This window comes from Streptomyces sp. NPDC006739, from assembly GCF_042869815.1.
Classification (GTDB): Bacteria; Actinomycetota; Actinomycetes; order Streptomycetales; family Streptomycetaceae; genus Streptomyces.
Genome location: NZ_JBIAGM010000043.1, coordinates 25,513 through 40,796, shown reverse-complemented (window position 1 = coordinate 40,796; position 15,284 = coordinate 25,513). Strand labels below are relative to the sequence as shown.

Sequence of the window (15,284 nt, the reverse complement as noted above, 5' to 3'; positions counted from 1 at the left end):
TCCTTGCGGATCGCCATCAGGCCCGGCATCTCGTGCTCGGCGAGGGTGATCTCCTTGCGGCCGAACTCGGCCAGGGACAGATCGGCGACCTTGAAGTCCTGCCGGTTGTCGACAGTCGTCATTACGAGCTGCTCCTCGGGGTTGGGGCGAGGTGGGTAGGGCTGGTCTGCGCGGCGGCGGACACAGGGGTGCCCGAAAGAGGACACAGGCATGCCCGCGTGCGCGCAGCGCAGTCCGTCGGAGGCCCTCTCTCCCTCGGCCGGCCCGTTGGGGACCGACCGACCGCCATCAGCAGCGACGTCTGGCTCCGTCCCAAGCTACACCGGGAGACCCGGCCGTCCCCAGTCCATGTCCGAACGGTTCAAGCCATAGGCGAGTGGGGGTGGAGGTTGGTCGAGGGTCGTGGAGGGGTTGGGAGCAGGTGGCCGCAATGCGTGGAACAGGAGCCGACAGAAGGGGATGTACGGGGATTTTCGCATCTTGGAGCCGGGGTCGGGGTGTTGCAGGATGCGGGGAGATCGGGAGTTCCGATCGATCTCGCGGGGCGGCCGGGACGGCGTCGCGTGTGACGAAGGCGTTAGGAGATCGACGTGACCAGTCCGGCCGGCCCTCCCCCCACGGGCAGCGGCAGTGGCGAGACCAAACGGTTGAAGGTGCTCGCGGTGACCGCGTGTCCGACCGGCATCGCCCATACGTACATGGCGGCCGAGAAGCTCGCGCAGGCCGCCGAGAGCCGTGGCATCGACATGAAGGTGGAGACGCAGGGGTCCATCGGCGCCGAGAACGTTCTTGATGACAACGATGTCAGCAGCGCTGACGGGATCATCGTCGCCGCCGACAAGGACGTGGACCTGAGCCGTTTCGTGGGCAAGCGGGTGCTCACCGTCGGGGTGGCCGAGGGCATCCGGCATCCCGAGCGGCTGCTCGACCAGGTGCGGTCCGCGCCCGTGCACGCCCCCGGTGGAGCGGCTTCCGCGCCGGGCCCGTCGGCGGGTGGCGGCAAGGAGCGCAGCGCGGTGTACAAGGCGCTGATGAACGGTGTCTCGTACATGATCCCGTTCGTGGTCGTCGGCGGTCTGCTGATCGCGGTCTCGCTGGCGCTCGGGGGTGATGCGACGGCGAAGGGCTACGTGATCCCGGAGGGCACGTTCTGGGCCCATGTCAACGCCGTCGGTGTCATCGGGTTCCAGTTGATGATCCCGATCCTGTCGGGCTACATCGCGTACGCCATCGCCGACCGTCCCGCGCTGGTGCCGGGCATGATCGGCGGCTGGATCGCCAATACCGGTGACCTCTACGACTCGAAGGCGGGCGCGGGGTTCATCGGGGCGATCGTCACCGGGTTCCTCGCCGGGTACCTGGTGCTGTGGATCAAGAAGGTCAGGGTTCCGAAGTTCGTGCAGCCGGTCATGCCGATCATCGTGATCCCGATCGTGGCGACCACGGCGCTCGGGCTGTTCTTCATCTATGTCATCGGCAGGCCGATCTCCTGGGTGTTCGAGCACCTGACCAGCTGGCTGGGCGGGATGACCGGCACCAGCGCGATCGTGCTCGGCGCGATCCTGGGTCTGATGATCGCGTTCGACATGGGTGGGCCGGTCAACAAGACGGCGTTCCTGTTCGGCGCGGGGCTCATCGCGTCCGGCAACCAGGCGGTCATGGGCATGTGCGCGGCCGCGATCCCGGTCATGCCGCTGGGTCAGGGCCTGGCCACGCTGGTCCGCAGGCGGCTGTACACCGAACAGGAGCGGGAGACGGGGCTCGCCGCGCTGTTCATGGGCTGCTTCGGCATCTCCGAGGGCGCGATCCCGTTCGCCGCGGCGCGGCCGGCGCAGGTCATTCCGGCCAACATGCTGGGCGGCGCGGTGGCCGGTGCGGTCGCCGGGGTGGCCGGGGCGAAGGACGCGGTGCCGCACGGTGGGCCGATCGTGGCGGTGCTCGGTGCGGTGAGTGGCGTTCCGGTGTTCTTCGTGGCCGTGGCGATCGGCACGGTGGTGACCGCGCTGACGACGGTGACCCTGATCGACCTGAGCGGGCGCAAGGGGCGTGGGCAGCCGGTCGGTGCCGGGGCTGTCGTACCGGCGCAGGCCGGGGCCCTGGTGGTCGAGGACGGTGCCGGTGACGACCCGGACGATCCGGGCGTCCTGTCCGGTCATCTCACCAGGCGGACCGTCAGGATCGCGCTCGGCGCGGCCGGCAAGGAGGACGCGGTCCGGGAGATGGCGGAGTTGCTGGCGCGCAGTGGCCGGGTGGTCGATGTGGAGGAACTGGTGGCGGCCGCGCTGCGGCGCGAGGAGCAGGGCACGACCGGGCTCGGGGAGGAGATCGCGATCCCGCATGCCAAGACGGACGCGGTGAGCGCGCCGGTCGTCGGGTTCGCGCGGTCGGCCGAGGGGGTCGAGTGGGGCTCCCCGGACGGTACGAAGGCCAGGCTGGTGTTCATGATCGCCGTACCGGAGGCGGCGGCGGGCGACGAGCATCTGCGGATTCTCGCGCTGTTGTCACGGAAGCTGATGGATGCCGGGTTCCGGGAGCGGCTGCTGACGGCACCGGACGAGCGGGCCGTGCTGGAGGTTCTGGGCGAGGTCGGCTGAGCCCGCCGGGTGCGTTGCCGGGCCCGAGTCCGGGGGCCCGGCAGACCGGGTCGGCAGGCCCGGGGCCCGGCGCGAGTGTCAGTGGTCGGCCGGGTGGGGGGTGGGGCCGCCCGGGGTGGCCTGCGGGTCCGGGCCCTTGGCGGCCTCGACGTCGCTGTAGATGTCCGGCTCCAGGTAGATGACGCGGGCGATGGGGACGCTCGCGCGGATGCGGGCCTCGGCCGCGTTGATGGCGTTCGCGACCTCGGTGGCGGTGTCGTCGTGCCGGACGGCGATCTTCGCGGCGATGAGCAGTTCCTCGGGGCCGAGGTGGAGGGTGCGCATGTGGATGACGCCGGTGACCGTGTCGCCGTCGACGATCGCGGTCTCGATCCGCTTGACGTCCTCCAGGCCCGCGGCCTCGCCGAGCAGCAGCGACTTGGTCTCGGCGGCCAGGACGAGGGCGATCAGGACGAGCAGGACGCCGATGCAGACCGTGCCGATGCCGTCCCAGACGCCGTCGCCGGTGAGCACGGCCAGGCCGACGCCGAGCAGGGCGAGGACGAGACCGATGAGCGCGCCGAAGTCCTCCAGCAGGACGACGGGCAGTTCGGGCGCCTTGGCGCGGCGGATGAACTGGGCCCAGGAGAGCTTGCCCCGCAGCTCGTTGGACTCCTTGATGGCCGTGCGGAAGGAGAAGCCCTCCGCGATGACCGCGAACAGCAGGACACCCACCGGCCAGTACCAGTTGTCCAGTTCGTGCGGGTGGCTGATCTTCTCGTAGCCCTCGTAGATGGCGAACATGCCGCCGACCGAGAACAGGACGATCGAGACGAGGAAGGCGTAGATGAACCGCTCGCGGCCGTAGCCGAACGGGTGTTGCGGGGTGGCCTCGCGCTGGGCGCGCTTGCCGCCGATGAGGAGCAGGAACTGGTTGCCCGAGTCGGCGAGCGAGTGGACGCCCTCGGCGAGCATCGACGAGGAGCCGCTGAAGGCGAACGCCACGAACTTCGATGCCGCGATCGCGAGGTTGGCGCCGAGTGCCGCCACGATCGCCCTGGTGCCGCCTGACGCGCTCATGAGTCGCGTTGTCCCTTCGCCTGCGTACGTCTACCGTCTGCGCCGGCCGGGACGGGCGCCGCGGCCGAGTCCCCGCTTTGCCCGTCCTTTGCCGGTGGGCCATTCTTGCAGCCCGGTCCGGTGCCGGCGTGTCAGGTATCCACAACCTCGGTCAACGATCACTTCATACGACCACGGTGGCCCGGAAGAGGGTGCCCGCTCCCGAGACCTCGGCCTTCTCGCCCGCCGGGACGAAGACCGAGCCGCCGGGGGTCAGCTCGTGTTCGCCGGCCCGGACGGCACCGGCCGTGCAGAGCAGGATCTGCGGGGTCTCCAGGGTGAGGTCGTGGGCGGCGGTGCCCTGCGGGAGGACGTACCGGGAGAGCCGGAACTCGTCGATCGGGGTCTCGTAGACCTCCTCGCCGTCCGGGGCGGCCTCGGGGCGGAGCACGCCCGGGTCGCCGGCCTCGAAGCGGACCACGCGCAGGAGTTCGGGGACGTCGACGTGCTTGGGAGTCAGGCCGCAGCGCAGCACGTTGTCCGAGTTGGCCATGATCTCGACGCCGAGGCCGCTGAGGTAGGCGTGCGGGATGCCGGCGCCGAGGAACAGGGCCTCGCCGGGCTGCAGACGGACGTGGTTGAGCAGCATGGCCGCGATCACGCCGGGGTCGCCCGGGTAGTGGTGGGCGAGGCCGGCGTACGGGGCGTAGTCGCCGCCGAGGCCGGTGCAGGCGGCGGTGGCCTCGGCGACTGTGCGGGCCATGTCCTCGGGGTCGGCGGTGAGGATCGCGGTGAGGACCTCGCGCAGGGCCGCGTCCTCGGGGCGGGCGTGCAGCAGATCGACGTAGGGCTTGAGGGAGTCGACGCCGAGGCCGGCGAGCAGTTCGGCGGCCCGGAGCGGGTCACGGAAGCCACACAGGCCGTCGAACTCGGTGAGGGCGCAGATCAGTTCGGGCTTGTGGTTGGCGTCCTTGTAGTTACGGTGCGGGGCGTCGACGGGGATGCCGCGCCGCTCCTCGTCGGCGTAGCCCTCCTTCGCCTGCTCCAGGTCGGGGTGCACCTGGAGGGAGAGCGGGGCGCCGGCGGCGAGGATCTTGAGCAGGAAGGGCAGCCGGGGCCCGAACCTGGCCACGGCCTTCTCGCCCAGTTCGGCCCCCGGGTCGGACTCGATGACCTCGACGAGCGTCCCGCGCGCGGTGCGCGAGGGGGCGCCGGGGTGGGCGCCCATCCACATCTCCGCCTGCGGTTCGCCGGTGGGCTCGACGCCGAGGAGCTGTGGAATGGCGGTGGGGGAACCCCAGGCGTAGGGGCGGATGGTGTTGTCGAGGCGGTCCATGGTGGTTTCTCTGTCTCCGTACGTACGCTGCTCGGCCGGTGCCGGTGCCGGTGCCGGCCGGTGGAACTGCTGGGTGCCGGCCGGTGTGCTGCTCGGTGTCGGCCGGTGTGCTGCTCGGTGCCGGTCATGGGCGCGGGCCGGACGACCCGGCCCGCAGCAAGGTCAGGCGCCCGAAGCGAGCGCCAGGTAAACGGCGGTGAAATCCGTGACGGCGATCAGTTCCGCCAGCGCCACCAGTTCGGCGCCTTCCGCGCCGTCTGCGCCTGCGCCGTCCGTGCCGTTCGCGCCCTCCTCGGGCTCCAGCTCGCTCATCGGCGTGTCGTGGCTGAGGGCCAGCTCACGGGCGCCGGGGGCGGCGGTGAGGCCGCCGATCGGGCGGTCGCGGAGCAGTACTACGCGCGCGTGCAGCGCGGGTGGCTCCTCGACCCGGTCGCGGAAGAAGTCGTCGGGGTCGGAGCCCGCGGCGAGCGGGCCGGCCAGCAGGGCGTTGTGCGCGGCGAGCGCCTCGGGGAGTTCGGCGACCAGGGCGGGCCGGCCGGCGAGTTCGGCGAGCGCGGCGGCGAACCGGCGGCCCGCCGGGCCGGCCGAGGTGCCCTCGGTCCAGATCACCGGGAGCGCGTCGGCCAGCTCGGCGGCGAGGGTCTTGGCGGGGTTGCTGTAGGTCACGATGGCCGGGCCGCAGCGTTCGGCGATCGCGTCGAGGCGGTCGGCGACCTTCTCCAGGGCGTCCGGCGGGGCGGTGAGCAGGCCGACCCGGTCCAGGAGCGCGAGCAGCGGCGTGAGCAGCGCCCACAGCACGCCCGGGGAGGACGCGGCGAGCGGCTCGTCCTGGTCGTACGGGGCCGTCGCCATCGGTACGAACAGGCCGTGCGCGCCGCTGACCGCCTCGGCGAGAGGGGTGTCGGCGGGGGCCACGGCGGCGACCGAGCAGCCGCGCCGGTAGGCCTGGTCGGTGAGCAGGGACAGGCTCGGTTCCGTGCCGTCCGGGGTGGCGATCAGGAGGAGGTCCACGGAGCCGGCCCAGCCGGGCAGCTCCCAGCGCAGGGCGCCGGCCGCGGGGGCGACTCCGGTGGGGGCCAGCCGGGTGACGGGGCTGCCGGCGCCGGCGAGGGTGCCGAGGAGGTCGGCGGCGTGGGTGGCGGCGGCGCCGGGGCCGGCGATGAGTACGGCGCGGGGGCGGCCGTCCGGCTTGAGGTCGGCGATGCCGGCCTCGGTGGAGTACCGGGCGGCCGTACGGACGCGGGCGCCGGCCTCGGCGGCCCCGCGCAGGAGGCCCCTGTGGTCGGCCGCGGCGAGCCCCTCCGGGGTGTCGAGCAGCGATTCGTCGAACATTCGGCGGCAGCCTCCGATCGCCGGCGTCCGGTGCGGACGCGGTCCTGTGCGGAAGGGGTCCTCCGCGGGGTGCGGGCGCCTCGGGGCTACGCCGGGCGGCGGGCCTCGTCGACGAGGAGGACGGGGATGCCGTCGCGGACCGGGTATGCCAGACCGCAGTCCTGACCGGTGCAGATCAGCTCGGTGTCCTGCTCCTTGAGGGGGGCGTGGCAGGCCGGGCAGGCGAGGATCTCCAGGAGGCCGGCTTCGAGCGGCATGGGGGGTTCCCTTCGGGGGCGGGCGGTGGCCCTACGGCGTGTGTGCGGATGTGCCTGGTCAGGGTACCGCCGGTGGGGGCGGCGTGGCGGGGTTCGGCGGACCTGTGCCATGGGCTCGGCGGACTGCGCCGTGGGTGCGGCGCACCTGTGTCACCGAGGCCGGCCGCGCTCGGGGCGCCGTCCAGGGGGCAGGGCCCCCTGGACGGCCGGCCTCGGTATCCGGGCCGTACGCCTCGGCCTCAGGCCCGGATGATGGCCAGTGCCTCGTCCCTCACCCTGGCCATCGTCGCCTCGTCCCGGGCCTCCGCGTTCAGGCGGAGGAGGGGCTCCGTGTTGGAGGGGCGGACGTTGAACCACCAGTCGGCGGCGGACACCGTGAGGCCGTCGAGTTCGTCCAGGGTGACGTCCTCGCGGGGCTCGTAGGCGGCGCGGATCGCGGCCAGGCGGGCCGCCTGGTCGTCGACGGTGGAGTTGATCTCGCCGGAGCCGGCGTAGCGGTCGTACTGGGCGACCAGCGCGGACAGGGGGCCGTCCTGGCCGCCGAGGGCCGCGAGGACGTGGAGGGCGGCCAGCATGCCCGTGTCCGCGTTCCAGAAGTCCTTGAAGTAGTAGTGGGCCGAGTGCTCGCCGCCGAAGATGGCGCCCGACCGGGCCATCTCGGCCTTGATGAAGGAGTGGCCGACACGGGTCCGGACGGGGGTGCCGCCGTTCTCCTTCACCACCTCCGGGACCGTCCAGGAGGTGATCAGGTTGTGGATGACCGTGCCCTGTCCGCCGTGCCGGGCCAGTTCGCGCGCGGCGACCAGGGCGGTGATCGCCGACGGGGAGACCGGGTCGCCGTTCTGGTCGACCACGAAGCAGCGGTCCGCGTCGCCGTCGAAGGCGATGCCGAGGTCGGCGCCCTCCTCGGGGACCCGCTTCTGCAGGTCGACGATGTTGGCCGGGTCGAGGGGGTTGGCCTCGTGGTTGGGGAAGGTGCCGTCGAGTTCGAAGTACATCGGCACGAGGGTCAGCGGGAGGCCCGCGAACACCGTGGGGACCGTGTGGCCGCCCATGCCGTTGCCCGCGTCGACGACGACCTTCAGGGGGCGGATGGAGGTCAGGTCGACCAGTGAGCGCAGGTGTGCCGCGTAGTCGTCCAACGTGTCGCGCGCGGTGATGGTTCCCGGTGACGCGACCGGCTCGGGGGCGCCCGATTCCAGCCAGCGCTCGGCCAGTTCACGGATCTCGCTCAGGCCGGTGTCCTGGCCGACCGGGGCCGCTCCGGCGCGGCACATCTTGATGCCGTTGTACTGGGCCGGGTTGTGCGAGGCGGTGAACATGGCACCGGGCAGGTCCAGCGCGCCCGACGCGTAGTACAGCTGGTCCGTCGAGCACAGGCCGATCTCGGTGACGTCCACGCCCTGGGCGGTGGCGCCGCGCGCGAAGGCGCGGGACAGGCCGGGGGACGACGGGCGCATGTCGTGGCCGACGACGATCGCCCGGGCGCCCGTGACCTGGACGAAGGCCGCGCCGAAGAGTTCGGCCAGCGGCTCGTCCCACTGGTCCGGAACCACTCCGCGCACGTCGTACGCCTTCACGATCTGTGACAGATCAGCCACGGCCAACCCTCCTGAAAGTCCTATGGGTGCCCACAAACTACCCGGCTTCGGTGAGAGTCCGGTGTGGGGCGGTCGGCCGGACGCGCGGACTTCGCCCCGACGCGGGTCAACGAAGCTTTTGCATCGCGGAGTTGGGGCGTCGGTTCAGTTGTCCGGCGAGCGCAGGACCCGCAGGTGGCCGCGGCGGGCGACCTCCATGGGGTCGGCCGTGCGGGCCCCGCCGCCGGCCGCCCCGGCCGCGCGCTGCTGCGGGCGGGCCGCCTCGCGCACCGCGTTGGCGAGCGCCTCCAGGTCGTCCCCGCTGGGCCGCGCGGGGGCGGAGCCGTCGAGGAGGCGCACGACCTCCCAGCCGCGCGGGGCGGTGAGGCGCTCGGAGTGCTCGGCGCACAGGTCGTAGCAGTGGGGTTCGGCGTAGGTGGCGAGCGGGCCGAGGACCGCGGTCGAGTCGGCGTAGACGTACGTCAGCGTCGCGACGGCGGGTCGGCCGCAGGCGGTGCGCGAACAGCGACGTACAGGGCTCACGACGTTGGACGGTACCGCACTCTTGAGCGGGCCGCGACGACTCTGCCCCAGGTCACCCCACCGTGTCGTGCTGTGAATCGCCCCACACACCCTTCAGAACAGGGGCTGTTGACCTGCGCGGACAGGGGCGGTCGGGATCTCGGACGACTCCGTGTCCGGTCATGAGCCGGTACAAACACCGTCAATTGCCTTGAGACCGACCGCCGGGGAGAGATACGGAAACGAGCCCAAGCTTGGCTGGAACAGTCATCCTGCGACATGAAGCCGGCATGAGATCGACAGGGGGCGAGGAGAGCGAGCGAGGACTACGCTTCACCAGTGATGGACAACCGTGTACCGCCCCGTACCACCGGCCCCGGGCCCCGTCGCCGTGATCGTCACGGGCGGGGCATGCGCGGGCCGATCGCACCGCCGCAGGTGCCGCTGGCGGCCAGCCGTGCCGAGGTGTTCGCGGATCTGGTGCAGGACTCCGTGGAGCGGCTCGAGCGGCGGTGGCCGCAGCTGGCCGACATCGATTTCCTGGTCCTGGAGGTGCCTCGGCTGGAGGGACGGGCCGGGGAGGTCTGGAGCGACGAGGCCGTGCCGCTGGGCGGGGTGGTCTCCGCGCGGGAGGGCCGGCGGGCCCGGGTGGTGGTGTACCGGCGGCCCGTGGAGATCCGCACGAAGGGGCGGGACGAGCGGGCCGCGCTGGTCCACGAGGTGGTGGTGGAGCAGGTGGCCGAGCTGCTGGGGCTCACTCCGGAGACCGTGGATCCCCGGTACGGGGAGGACTGAACCCGGCACCTGCGCCCCGGCGCTACTTCTGCAGCACCGAGAGGTCCTCCTTCGTCGTCGGTACGGCCACGGTGCCGTGGTCGTCCGGGAGGGTCTGCACGGTGAAGCCGGGGACGCCCTCCACGGTGGCCGTGAGGGTGCGGGAGGCGTACACCGGGCCACCGGAGACGGTCTCCACCGTGAGGGCGTACGTGCCCTGCAGGCCGGACGGGACGGGCGCGTCGACGTCCTGGGTGGTGCCGGACTTGATCGTGTACGTCCTGGTGGCCGCCGCACCGCCCCCGCTGCCGGCCGAGGCCGTGACCTTCACCTGGGCGGTGGCGGTCGGCGCGGTCAGGGCGAGGGTCGTGCCCTTGCCGCTGTTGTCGGCCGAGGTCGCGCGGGTGCCCACGGGCGCGGATGCCGGGATGAAGGCGGTCTCCTGCTGGGAGCCCTTGCCCCGGGTGACCCTCAGGGCCGCCACGACCGGGACCGACTGGTCGCTGGGGGTGAGGACCAGGGAGCCGGCCTCGCCCCGGGTGACGTCGCCGAGGTCGACCGCCGTCGTCACGCCGGACTTCACGTGCAGGGTCTCGTTGCCGGCCGGGGTGATCGGGCCGTTCGGGGAGGCCAGGCGCACCTTCAGGTCCGCGTCCGCGTCCGCCGGGGTGAAGGCGACCAGGCGGACGTCGGTGGCGTCCTTGGGGATGCCGGGCAGGACCAGGGTGCCCGCCGGGTCGGTGGACGCGGCCAGCCAGTCGCCGCCCAGCTTGTCGTCCAGGGCCTGTACGGCGGCGCCCACGCGCCCGCTGCGGACGCTGACGTGGACGGTGAGGTCGCTCTGCTGCTCGTCGGTGAGCGTGGACAGCAGGATCGGCTCGCTGGTGTGCGGCTGGACGGTGATGCCCTCCCCCACCGGGGACTTGACCGCGCCGTTCTTGCCGTACAGCTCGATGTCGACGACGGCGGCGGAGTCGTCGGGGTTGGTGAGGTGCACGTAGTCGGTGCGGCCGGCGGCCGTGCTGGCGCCCGGGAACCAGAACTCGGTGTCGGGGGCGGTGCAGTTGACGCCCTGGAGGCCGCGCCCGGTGCCCGCGGCGACCGTGGTGGTCTCCTGGACGGTCCAGCCCGGTGCGAACCTGCCCTCGGCGGTGCCGAGGAGTGCGGGCGCGTCAGCGCCGGAGCTGTCACCGGTGACGGGAGTGCCGGGTTCCTTGGGTGTCAGGACCGGCTCGGCGGCCTTCTTCTTCGTGTTCTTGCCGCCCTTGCCGGACGTGGAGCCGCTCGTCACGGCCGCCGACTGCTCGGCCGCCGCCTGGAGTTCGGCCGTCCCGCCGCTCGCCGTCGACCCGGTGACGGGGGTGAACGACGTGTACGACGTCTGGGCGATGTCGGAGGTGCTCGGCGCGGGGCACAGCAGGCTGGTGCGCTCGACGGGCAGCTGGGCGGCCGCCTTGGCGGTGGCCGCGCCGGAGGCGGCCGGCGGGTTGAGCGCGGCGAACCCGGTGACGGCGGCGAGCGCGGCCGTACCGGCGAACAGGGACAGGGTGGTGCGCTTCACTGCTGGCTCCCGTCGGGGCGCTCGCTGCCGGTGTCGTGGGGGTGCTGGGACCGGTCCGGGTCGTACGCCGGGTCATAGCCCTGCTGGTAGGCCGTCGGGTCGTACGGCATCTGCTCGGCCGTACCTCCGTAGGCGTAGGGGTCGTACTGGCCGCTCTGGTAGGGGTCGGCCTGGTACGCCTGCTGGTCGTAGCCGGCCGCCGGGTACTGCCCGGCGTCCTGGTACTGCTCGGAGCCGTAGCCGCCGTACCCGGCGCCCGCGTAGGTGGCGGGGTTCCACTCGTCGTACTGCTGCTGGTGGGGTACGGCGACCGGGTCCTGGGGCGGGGACGGCACCGCGTCCGGGGCGTCGGGGCCGGTCTCCTCTGCCTCGGCCTGGGCGCGCAGACGGCGGGCGCGGCGGCCCTCGCCGGCGACGGCCTGGGCCGGGACGGGCTGCTCCTCGGGAAGGTCGTCGTCGATGTCGCGGCGGCGGCCGGGCAGGGCGAGGACGACGAGGACGACGGCGAGCGCGCCCTGGGCCCACAGCCAGGCGGTGTGACCGATGGGGTCGTCGTAGGTGACGTCCAGCGTGCCGCCGGCGGAGGGGAGTTCGAAGCCCTGGGCCCAGCCGTCGACGGTGGTGCGGGTGAGCGGTTTGCCGTCCAGGGTGGCGGTCCAGCCCTCGGCGGCGGTGTCGGCCAGGCGCAGGATCCGGCCGTTCGCGCCGGACGGGATCGTGGTGTGGACGTCGACGGGTCCGGCGGCGACGGCCTGCGCGGCGCCCTGGCCGGTGGCCGGCACGATGGCGACGCGCGAGACCTCCTGGTCGACGCGCCACAGGGCGCTGCCGTTCTGCTGGCTGAGCCGGGTCAGGCCCGGGGTGGAGTCCAGGACACGGGTGACGTCGCGGGGCGCCCCCTTGTGGACGAGGACGTAGCGCACCGCGAAGCCGCCGAGCTGGCCGGCCTGGTCGGCGCCGGAGCCGGCGACGAGGTTGGCGACGACCTTGTCGAGCCTGCCGTTCTCGCCGTCGGCGGCGGCGAGTTCGCCGTCGCCCATGCGGGCGCCGGAGCCGCGCACCAGGGTGTAGCGGACGCGGGCGGCCGAGTCGCTGTCGAGGACCAGGGTGCGGGCCTGGTCGCGGGTGCCGGAGTCCTCGGCGACGAACGCGGGCACCTGCACCGGGTCGCGCCGCTCCACCGGGCCGTCGGCGCCGCCGATGATCCAGCCGGCGGCGACCAGCAGCGGGCCGGCGGCCGAGCTGAAGGCGATCAGGGCGGCCACCGGCTGGCGCCAGCCGAAGCTCTGCTCGGCCACGCGCGCGCGTGCCCCGTCGGCGCCGAGCGCGGCGGCGGCGAGGAGGGCGAGGCCGTAGACGAGGGTGGCGGGGCCGGCCCAGGTGGAGCCGTTGGACAGGACCGCGAAGACGAGGCCCAGCAGGGCGACCGCCCAGGCGGTCCGGATTCCCAGCTGACGCTCGGAGCGCAGCAGGGCGGCCAGCGCCGCGAGCACGATGCCGATCAGCATCAGGCCGTCCACCGTGCCGGGGCCACCGGGGCTGGCGCCGAGCAGGTCGAGCGCGGAGGCGGACGAGGAGCCGTACTGGAGGCCCGCCTCCTTGAAGAAGCCGAACGGGAGCAGCGTCAGCGACCAGGGGGCGAGGATCAGCAGCGGGGTGCCGAGCTGGGCCAGGAAGCGCAGGCCGTGGGCGACGATGTCGCCGCGGCGCAGGACCAGGACGCCGAGGCCGAGGACCAGTGCGATGGGCCACACGATCGGGGTGAACGCGGTGGTGATGGTCAGCAGCAGCGCGTACGCCCAGGTGGCGCGCCAACTGCCGCGTCCGCCGGAGCGGTTCGCGAGGCCGCCGGCGGCGATGCCGGCGCGCGCGATGAGCGGCAGCAGCACGGCGAGGACGGCGGTGCCGATGCGGCCGCCGGCCAGGGCGCCGGTGGCGGCGGGCAGGAAGGCGTAGGCGACGGCCGCCCAGGCGCGCAGCAGCCGGGAGGTGACCAGCGGGCGGGAGGCGAAGTAGGCGGTGAAGCCGGCCAGGGGGACCGCGCCGACCATGAGGACGGTGACGGCGAGGCCGGTGGAGCCGAACAGCGTGGAGGCGAGCATCGCCACGAGGGCGAGGTAGGGCGGTGCGGAGGGGGTGCCGCCCGCGCCGACCGGGTGCCAGGCGTCCAGGTAGCGCGACCACAGCTCACCGGAGTCGCCCGGGGCGGGCAGCAGTGCGCCGCCGGCGAGGGCGCCGCCGCCCAGCAGGGCGCGGCAGGCTAGGAGCGAGACCAGCAGCAGCACCAGGAAGAGCACCGGGCCCGGTTTGCGGGCGATCCGCTTCAGCCGGGCGAACTGCTCGATCTCCAGGAAGTCGGCGTCGTCCCCGCCGGGCCCGGACTCGACGGCGCCGCCGTGCCGGCCGGCCGTGGAGACCTCGAGGTCCGAGCCGCCGACGAGATTGCCGGCGACCTGTTCGACGGTGGCCCGGATGGTCGCGCCGGGCGGCGGGAACAGCTGGCGCAGTTCGCCCTTGTCGATCTGGGCGGGCCCGCGCCTGCGGCGGCCGGCGATGATCCGCTCGGGCCGCAGCAGGGTGCCCAGCAGTCCGCGGATCTCGTCCAGGGCCTGGCCGGGGACCTTGCCGACGAGGTAGGCCACGGTCCGCAGCACGGTGCCGAGCACCAGCCGCAGCAGCACCCAGAAGAGCGCCGACGCGCGGGTGTTGACGAGGAGGGTGTAGGCGGCGCCGGCCTTGTCGACCTTGTGCGGGGAGGCGGCCGTGCGGCCCACGCAGTCGACGGCGCGGCGCTCGCGGGAGGCGGCCTCGGCGTGTCGTACGACCGCCTCGGGGGCGACGAGGACGCGGTAGCCGGCCGCCGTGGCGCGCCAGCACAGGTCGACGTCGTCGCGCATCAGGGGCAGCCGGCGGTCGAAGCCGCCGAGCTGTTCGAAGACGTCGCGCCGGATCAGCATGCCGGCGGTGGAGACGGACAGCACGGGCTTGACGTGGTCGTGCTGGCCCTGGTCCTGTTCGCGGCGGTCCAGGCCGGTCCAGCGGCGGCCGGAGTTGGCGATGCTGACGCCGACCTCCAGCAGCTGCCGGCGGTCGTACCAGCCGCGCAGTTTGGGGCCGACGACCGCCACGTCGTCACGGCCCAGCTCCCGTTCGTTCTCCACCACGCGCAGCAGGTGGGCGAGGGCGTCGGGCTCGGGGGCGCAGTCGTCGTGCAGCAGCCACAGCCACTGCACCGGTTCGCCGTGCGGCAGGTCGGGCAGGTCGTAGGCGTCGTCGCGCCAGCTGCGCGTGACGGGGTCCCAGCCGCTGGGGCGCTTGAGGTAGGGCAGTTCGTCCGGGGTGAGGACGGGCGCGGTGCGGCCGGCCTCCTCGACGGCCTGGCCGAAGCCGGTGCGCCGGGCCAGGTGCAGCACGCGGTCGGCGCCGAGGGCGTCGGTGACCAGCTGGGCGGAGTCGTCCGCGCTGCCGGTGTCGGCCGCGACCGCGTTCTGCACGGGGCGCTCCTGGCCGAGCAGCCCGGCGAGCGCGTCGGGCAGCCAGCGGGCGCCGTCGTGCGTGACGAGGACCGCCGTCACCACGTGACGCGGGAACTCAGGGGCGGCAGCGGTGGCTTGCGTGGCTGCCGATTGGCTGTGCACGGACATCGAGGTACGGGCCCCGGTTCGATGGACTGCGGTGGACGCCTGTGCGCCCTGGGGGCGGCGAGGCATCTCGGACGAGCGACCACACTATCGGCTGCCCATCACAACGGCCCGCCGCCTGTGGATAACCCTTGGGCGACGGGCCGTTCGCGAGGTTTGTCCGGCAAAGTCCGCTTGCCGCTCGATCAGATGGCGGCCTTCTTGAGCCTGCGGCGCTCCCGTTCGGACAGCCCGCCCCAGATACCGAAGCGCTCGTCGTTGGCGAGGGCGTATTCGAGGCACTCGGAGCGGACCTCGCAGGCGAGGCAGACCTTCTTCGCCTCTCTGGTGGAGCCGCCCTTCTCGGGGAAGAAGGACTCGGGGTCGGTCTGGGCGCACAGCGCGCGCTCCTGCCAGCCGAGTTCCTCGTCCGCGTCGTCGACCAGCAGTTGCTGCACCAGCTCGGTCATGTGCGCCCCTCGTCTGTCTTTCGCGTCCCCGTGCGTGGCCGTTACCGATTTCGGCTGAACGACACGAGTGAAATTACAAGTGTGCCGCTCCGGGGGAGTCAAGCCGAGATCTGCTATTGGCCCCGTTATTCACCCTGCGGAACCAAGCCCATGCGGAAAGTGTTCAAATCGCCATAAACCATGACAGGCAGATGAGACCC

General features: G+C 73.0%; 12 protein-coding genes. 2 read left to right on the top strand and 10 right to left on the bottom strand.

Annotated features, from left to right (window positions below; all coding sequences use genetic code 11):
- Positions 1-122, bottom strand: a 122-nt coding sequence (locus ACFYMM_RS41355) for an adenosylhomocysteinase (protein ID WP_388397270.1), incomplete at its 3' end; no start/stop codon positions are given.
- Between the two features lie 468 nt (positions 123-590).
- Between ACFYMM_RS41355 and ACFYMM_RS41350 the strand changes: the two genes are divergently transcribed.
- A complete protein-coding gene (locus ACFYMM_RS41350; RefSeq protein ID WP_388397265.1) occupies positions 591-2,594 on the top strand; it encodes a fructose-specific PTS transporter subunit EIIC in 2,004 nt (667 codons plus the stop codon).
- A 78-nt stretch (positions 2,595-2,672) separates the two neighbouring features.
- On the opposite strand, the gene ACFYMM_RS41345 is transcribed toward ACFYMM_RS41350, so the two are convergent.
- The 6 genes from ACFYMM_RS41345 to ACFYMM_RS41320 all read right to left on the bottom strand — a co-directional run bounded on the left by ACFYMM_RS41345 (position 2,673) and on the right by ACFYMM_RS41320 (position 8,680).
- Positions 2,673-3,653 (bottom strand): cation diffusion facilitator family transporter, encoded by a 981-nt coding sequence (locus ACFYMM_RS41345; RefSeq protein WP_388397262.1) that lies wholly within the window; start codon positions 3,651-3,653, stop codon positions 2,673-2,675.
- A 163-nt stretch (positions 3,654-3,816) separates the two neighbouring features.
- A complete protein-coding gene (gene manA / locus ACFYMM_RS41340) occupies positions 3,817-4,968 on the bottom strand; it encodes a mannose-6-phosphate isomerase, class I (RefSeq protein WP_388397259.1) in 1,152 nt (383 codons plus the stop codon).
- 162 nt (positions 4,969-5,130) lie between these two features.
- A complete protein-coding gene (locus ACFYMM_RS41335; RefSeq protein WP_388397257.1) occupies positions 5,131-6,300 on the bottom strand; it encodes an SIS domain-containing protein in 1,170 nt (389 codons plus the stop codon).
- Between the two features lie 86 nt (positions 6,301-6,386).
- Entirely contained in the window at positions 6,387-6,557 is a 171-nt protein-coding gene (locus ACFYMM_RS41330) for a Trm112 family protein (RefSeq protein WP_007382472.1), read from the bottom strand.
- A 239-nt stretch (positions 6,558-6,796) separates the two neighbouring features.
- Positions 6,797-8,164, bottom strand: coding sequence for a phosphomannomutase/phosphoglucomutase (locus tag ACFYMM_RS41325; protein WP_388397254.1), 1,368 nt, complete (start codon positions 8,162-8,164; stop codon positions 6,797-6,799).
- 138 nt (positions 8,165-8,302) lie between these two features.
- The gene (locus ACFYMM_RS41320; protein ID WP_388397252.1) at positions 8,303-8,680 is read right to left on the bottom strand and encodes a DUF3499 domain-containing protein; all 378 of its coding nucleotides are present in this window, start codon (positions 8,678-8,680) and stop codon (positions 8,303-8,305) included.
- A gap of 321 nt (positions 8,681-9,001) precedes the next feature.
- Between ACFYMM_RS41320 and ACFYMM_RS41315 the strand changes: the two genes are divergently transcribed.
- Positions 9,002-9,454 carry a metallopeptidase family protein gene (locus tag ACFYMM_RS41315; protein ID WP_388397267.1) on the top strand — a complete coding sequence of 151 codons (453 nt, stop codon included), beginning with the start codon at positions 9,002-9,004 and terminating at the stop codon, positions 9,452-9,454.
- Between the two features lie 22 nt (positions 9,455-9,476).
- On the opposite strand, the gene ACFYMM_RS41310 is transcribed toward ACFYMM_RS41315, so the two are convergent.
- The 3 genes from ACFYMM_RS41310 to ACFYMM_RS41300 all read right to left on the bottom strand — a co-directional run bounded on the left by ACFYMM_RS41310 (position 9,477) and on the right by ACFYMM_RS41300 (position 15,084).
- Complete coding sequence (locus tag ACFYMM_RS41310; RefSeq protein ID WP_388397250.1) at positions 9,477-10,994, bottom strand: DUF5719 family protein; 1,518 nt, start codon at positions 10,992-10,994, stop codon at positions 9,477-9,479.
- Positions 10,991-14,638, bottom strand: a complete 3,648-nt coding sequence (locus ACFYMM_RS41305) for a glycosyltransferase family 2 protein (protein WP_388397248.1) — start codon at positions 14,636-14,638, stop codon at positions 10,991-10,993. Before ACFYMM_RS41305 ends, ACFYMM_RS41310 begins: the two co-directional genes overlap by 4 nt.
- Positions 14,639-14,820: 182 nt before the next feature.
- Positions 14,821-15,084, bottom strand: a complete 264-nt coding sequence (locus ACFYMM_RS41300) for a WhiB family transcriptional regulator (RefSeq protein WP_010986447.1) — start codon at positions 15,082-15,084, stop codon at positions 14,821-14,823.
- Positions 15,085-15,284 lie beyond the last annotated feature (200 nt).

Bases quoted from the DNA above. Each gene is read 5' to 3' on its own strand.
- ACFYMM_RS41345 (WP_388397262.1), bottom strand. From the start codon at position 3,653: ATGAGCGCGTCAGGCGGCACCAGGGCGATCGTGGCGGCACTCGGCGCC.
- ACFYMM_RS41300 (WP_010986447.1), bottom strand. From the start codon at position 15,084: ATGACCGAGCTGGTGCAGCAACTGCTGGTCGACGACGCGGACGAGGAA.
- ACFYMM_RS41305 (WP_388397248.1), bottom strand. From the start codon at position 14,638: ATGTCCGTGCACAGCCAATCGGCAGCCACGCAAGCCACCGCTGCCGCC.
- manA (WP_388397259.1), bottom strand. From the start codon at position 4,968: ATGGACCGCCTCGACAACACCATCCGCCCCTACGCCTGGGGTTCCCCC.
- ACFYMM_RS41330 (WP_007382472.1), bottom strand. From the start codon at position 6,557: ATGCCGCTCGAAGCCGGCCTCCTGGAGATCCTCGCCTGCCCGGCCTGC.
- ACFYMM_RS41335 (WP_388397257.1), bottom strand. From the start codon at position 6,300: ATGTTCGACGAATCGCTGCTCGACACCCCGGAGGGGCTCGCCGCGGCC.
- ACFYMM_RS41315 (WP_388397267.1), top strand. From the start codon at position 9,002: ATGGACAACCGTGTACCGCCCCGTACCACCGGCCCCGGGCCCCGTCGC.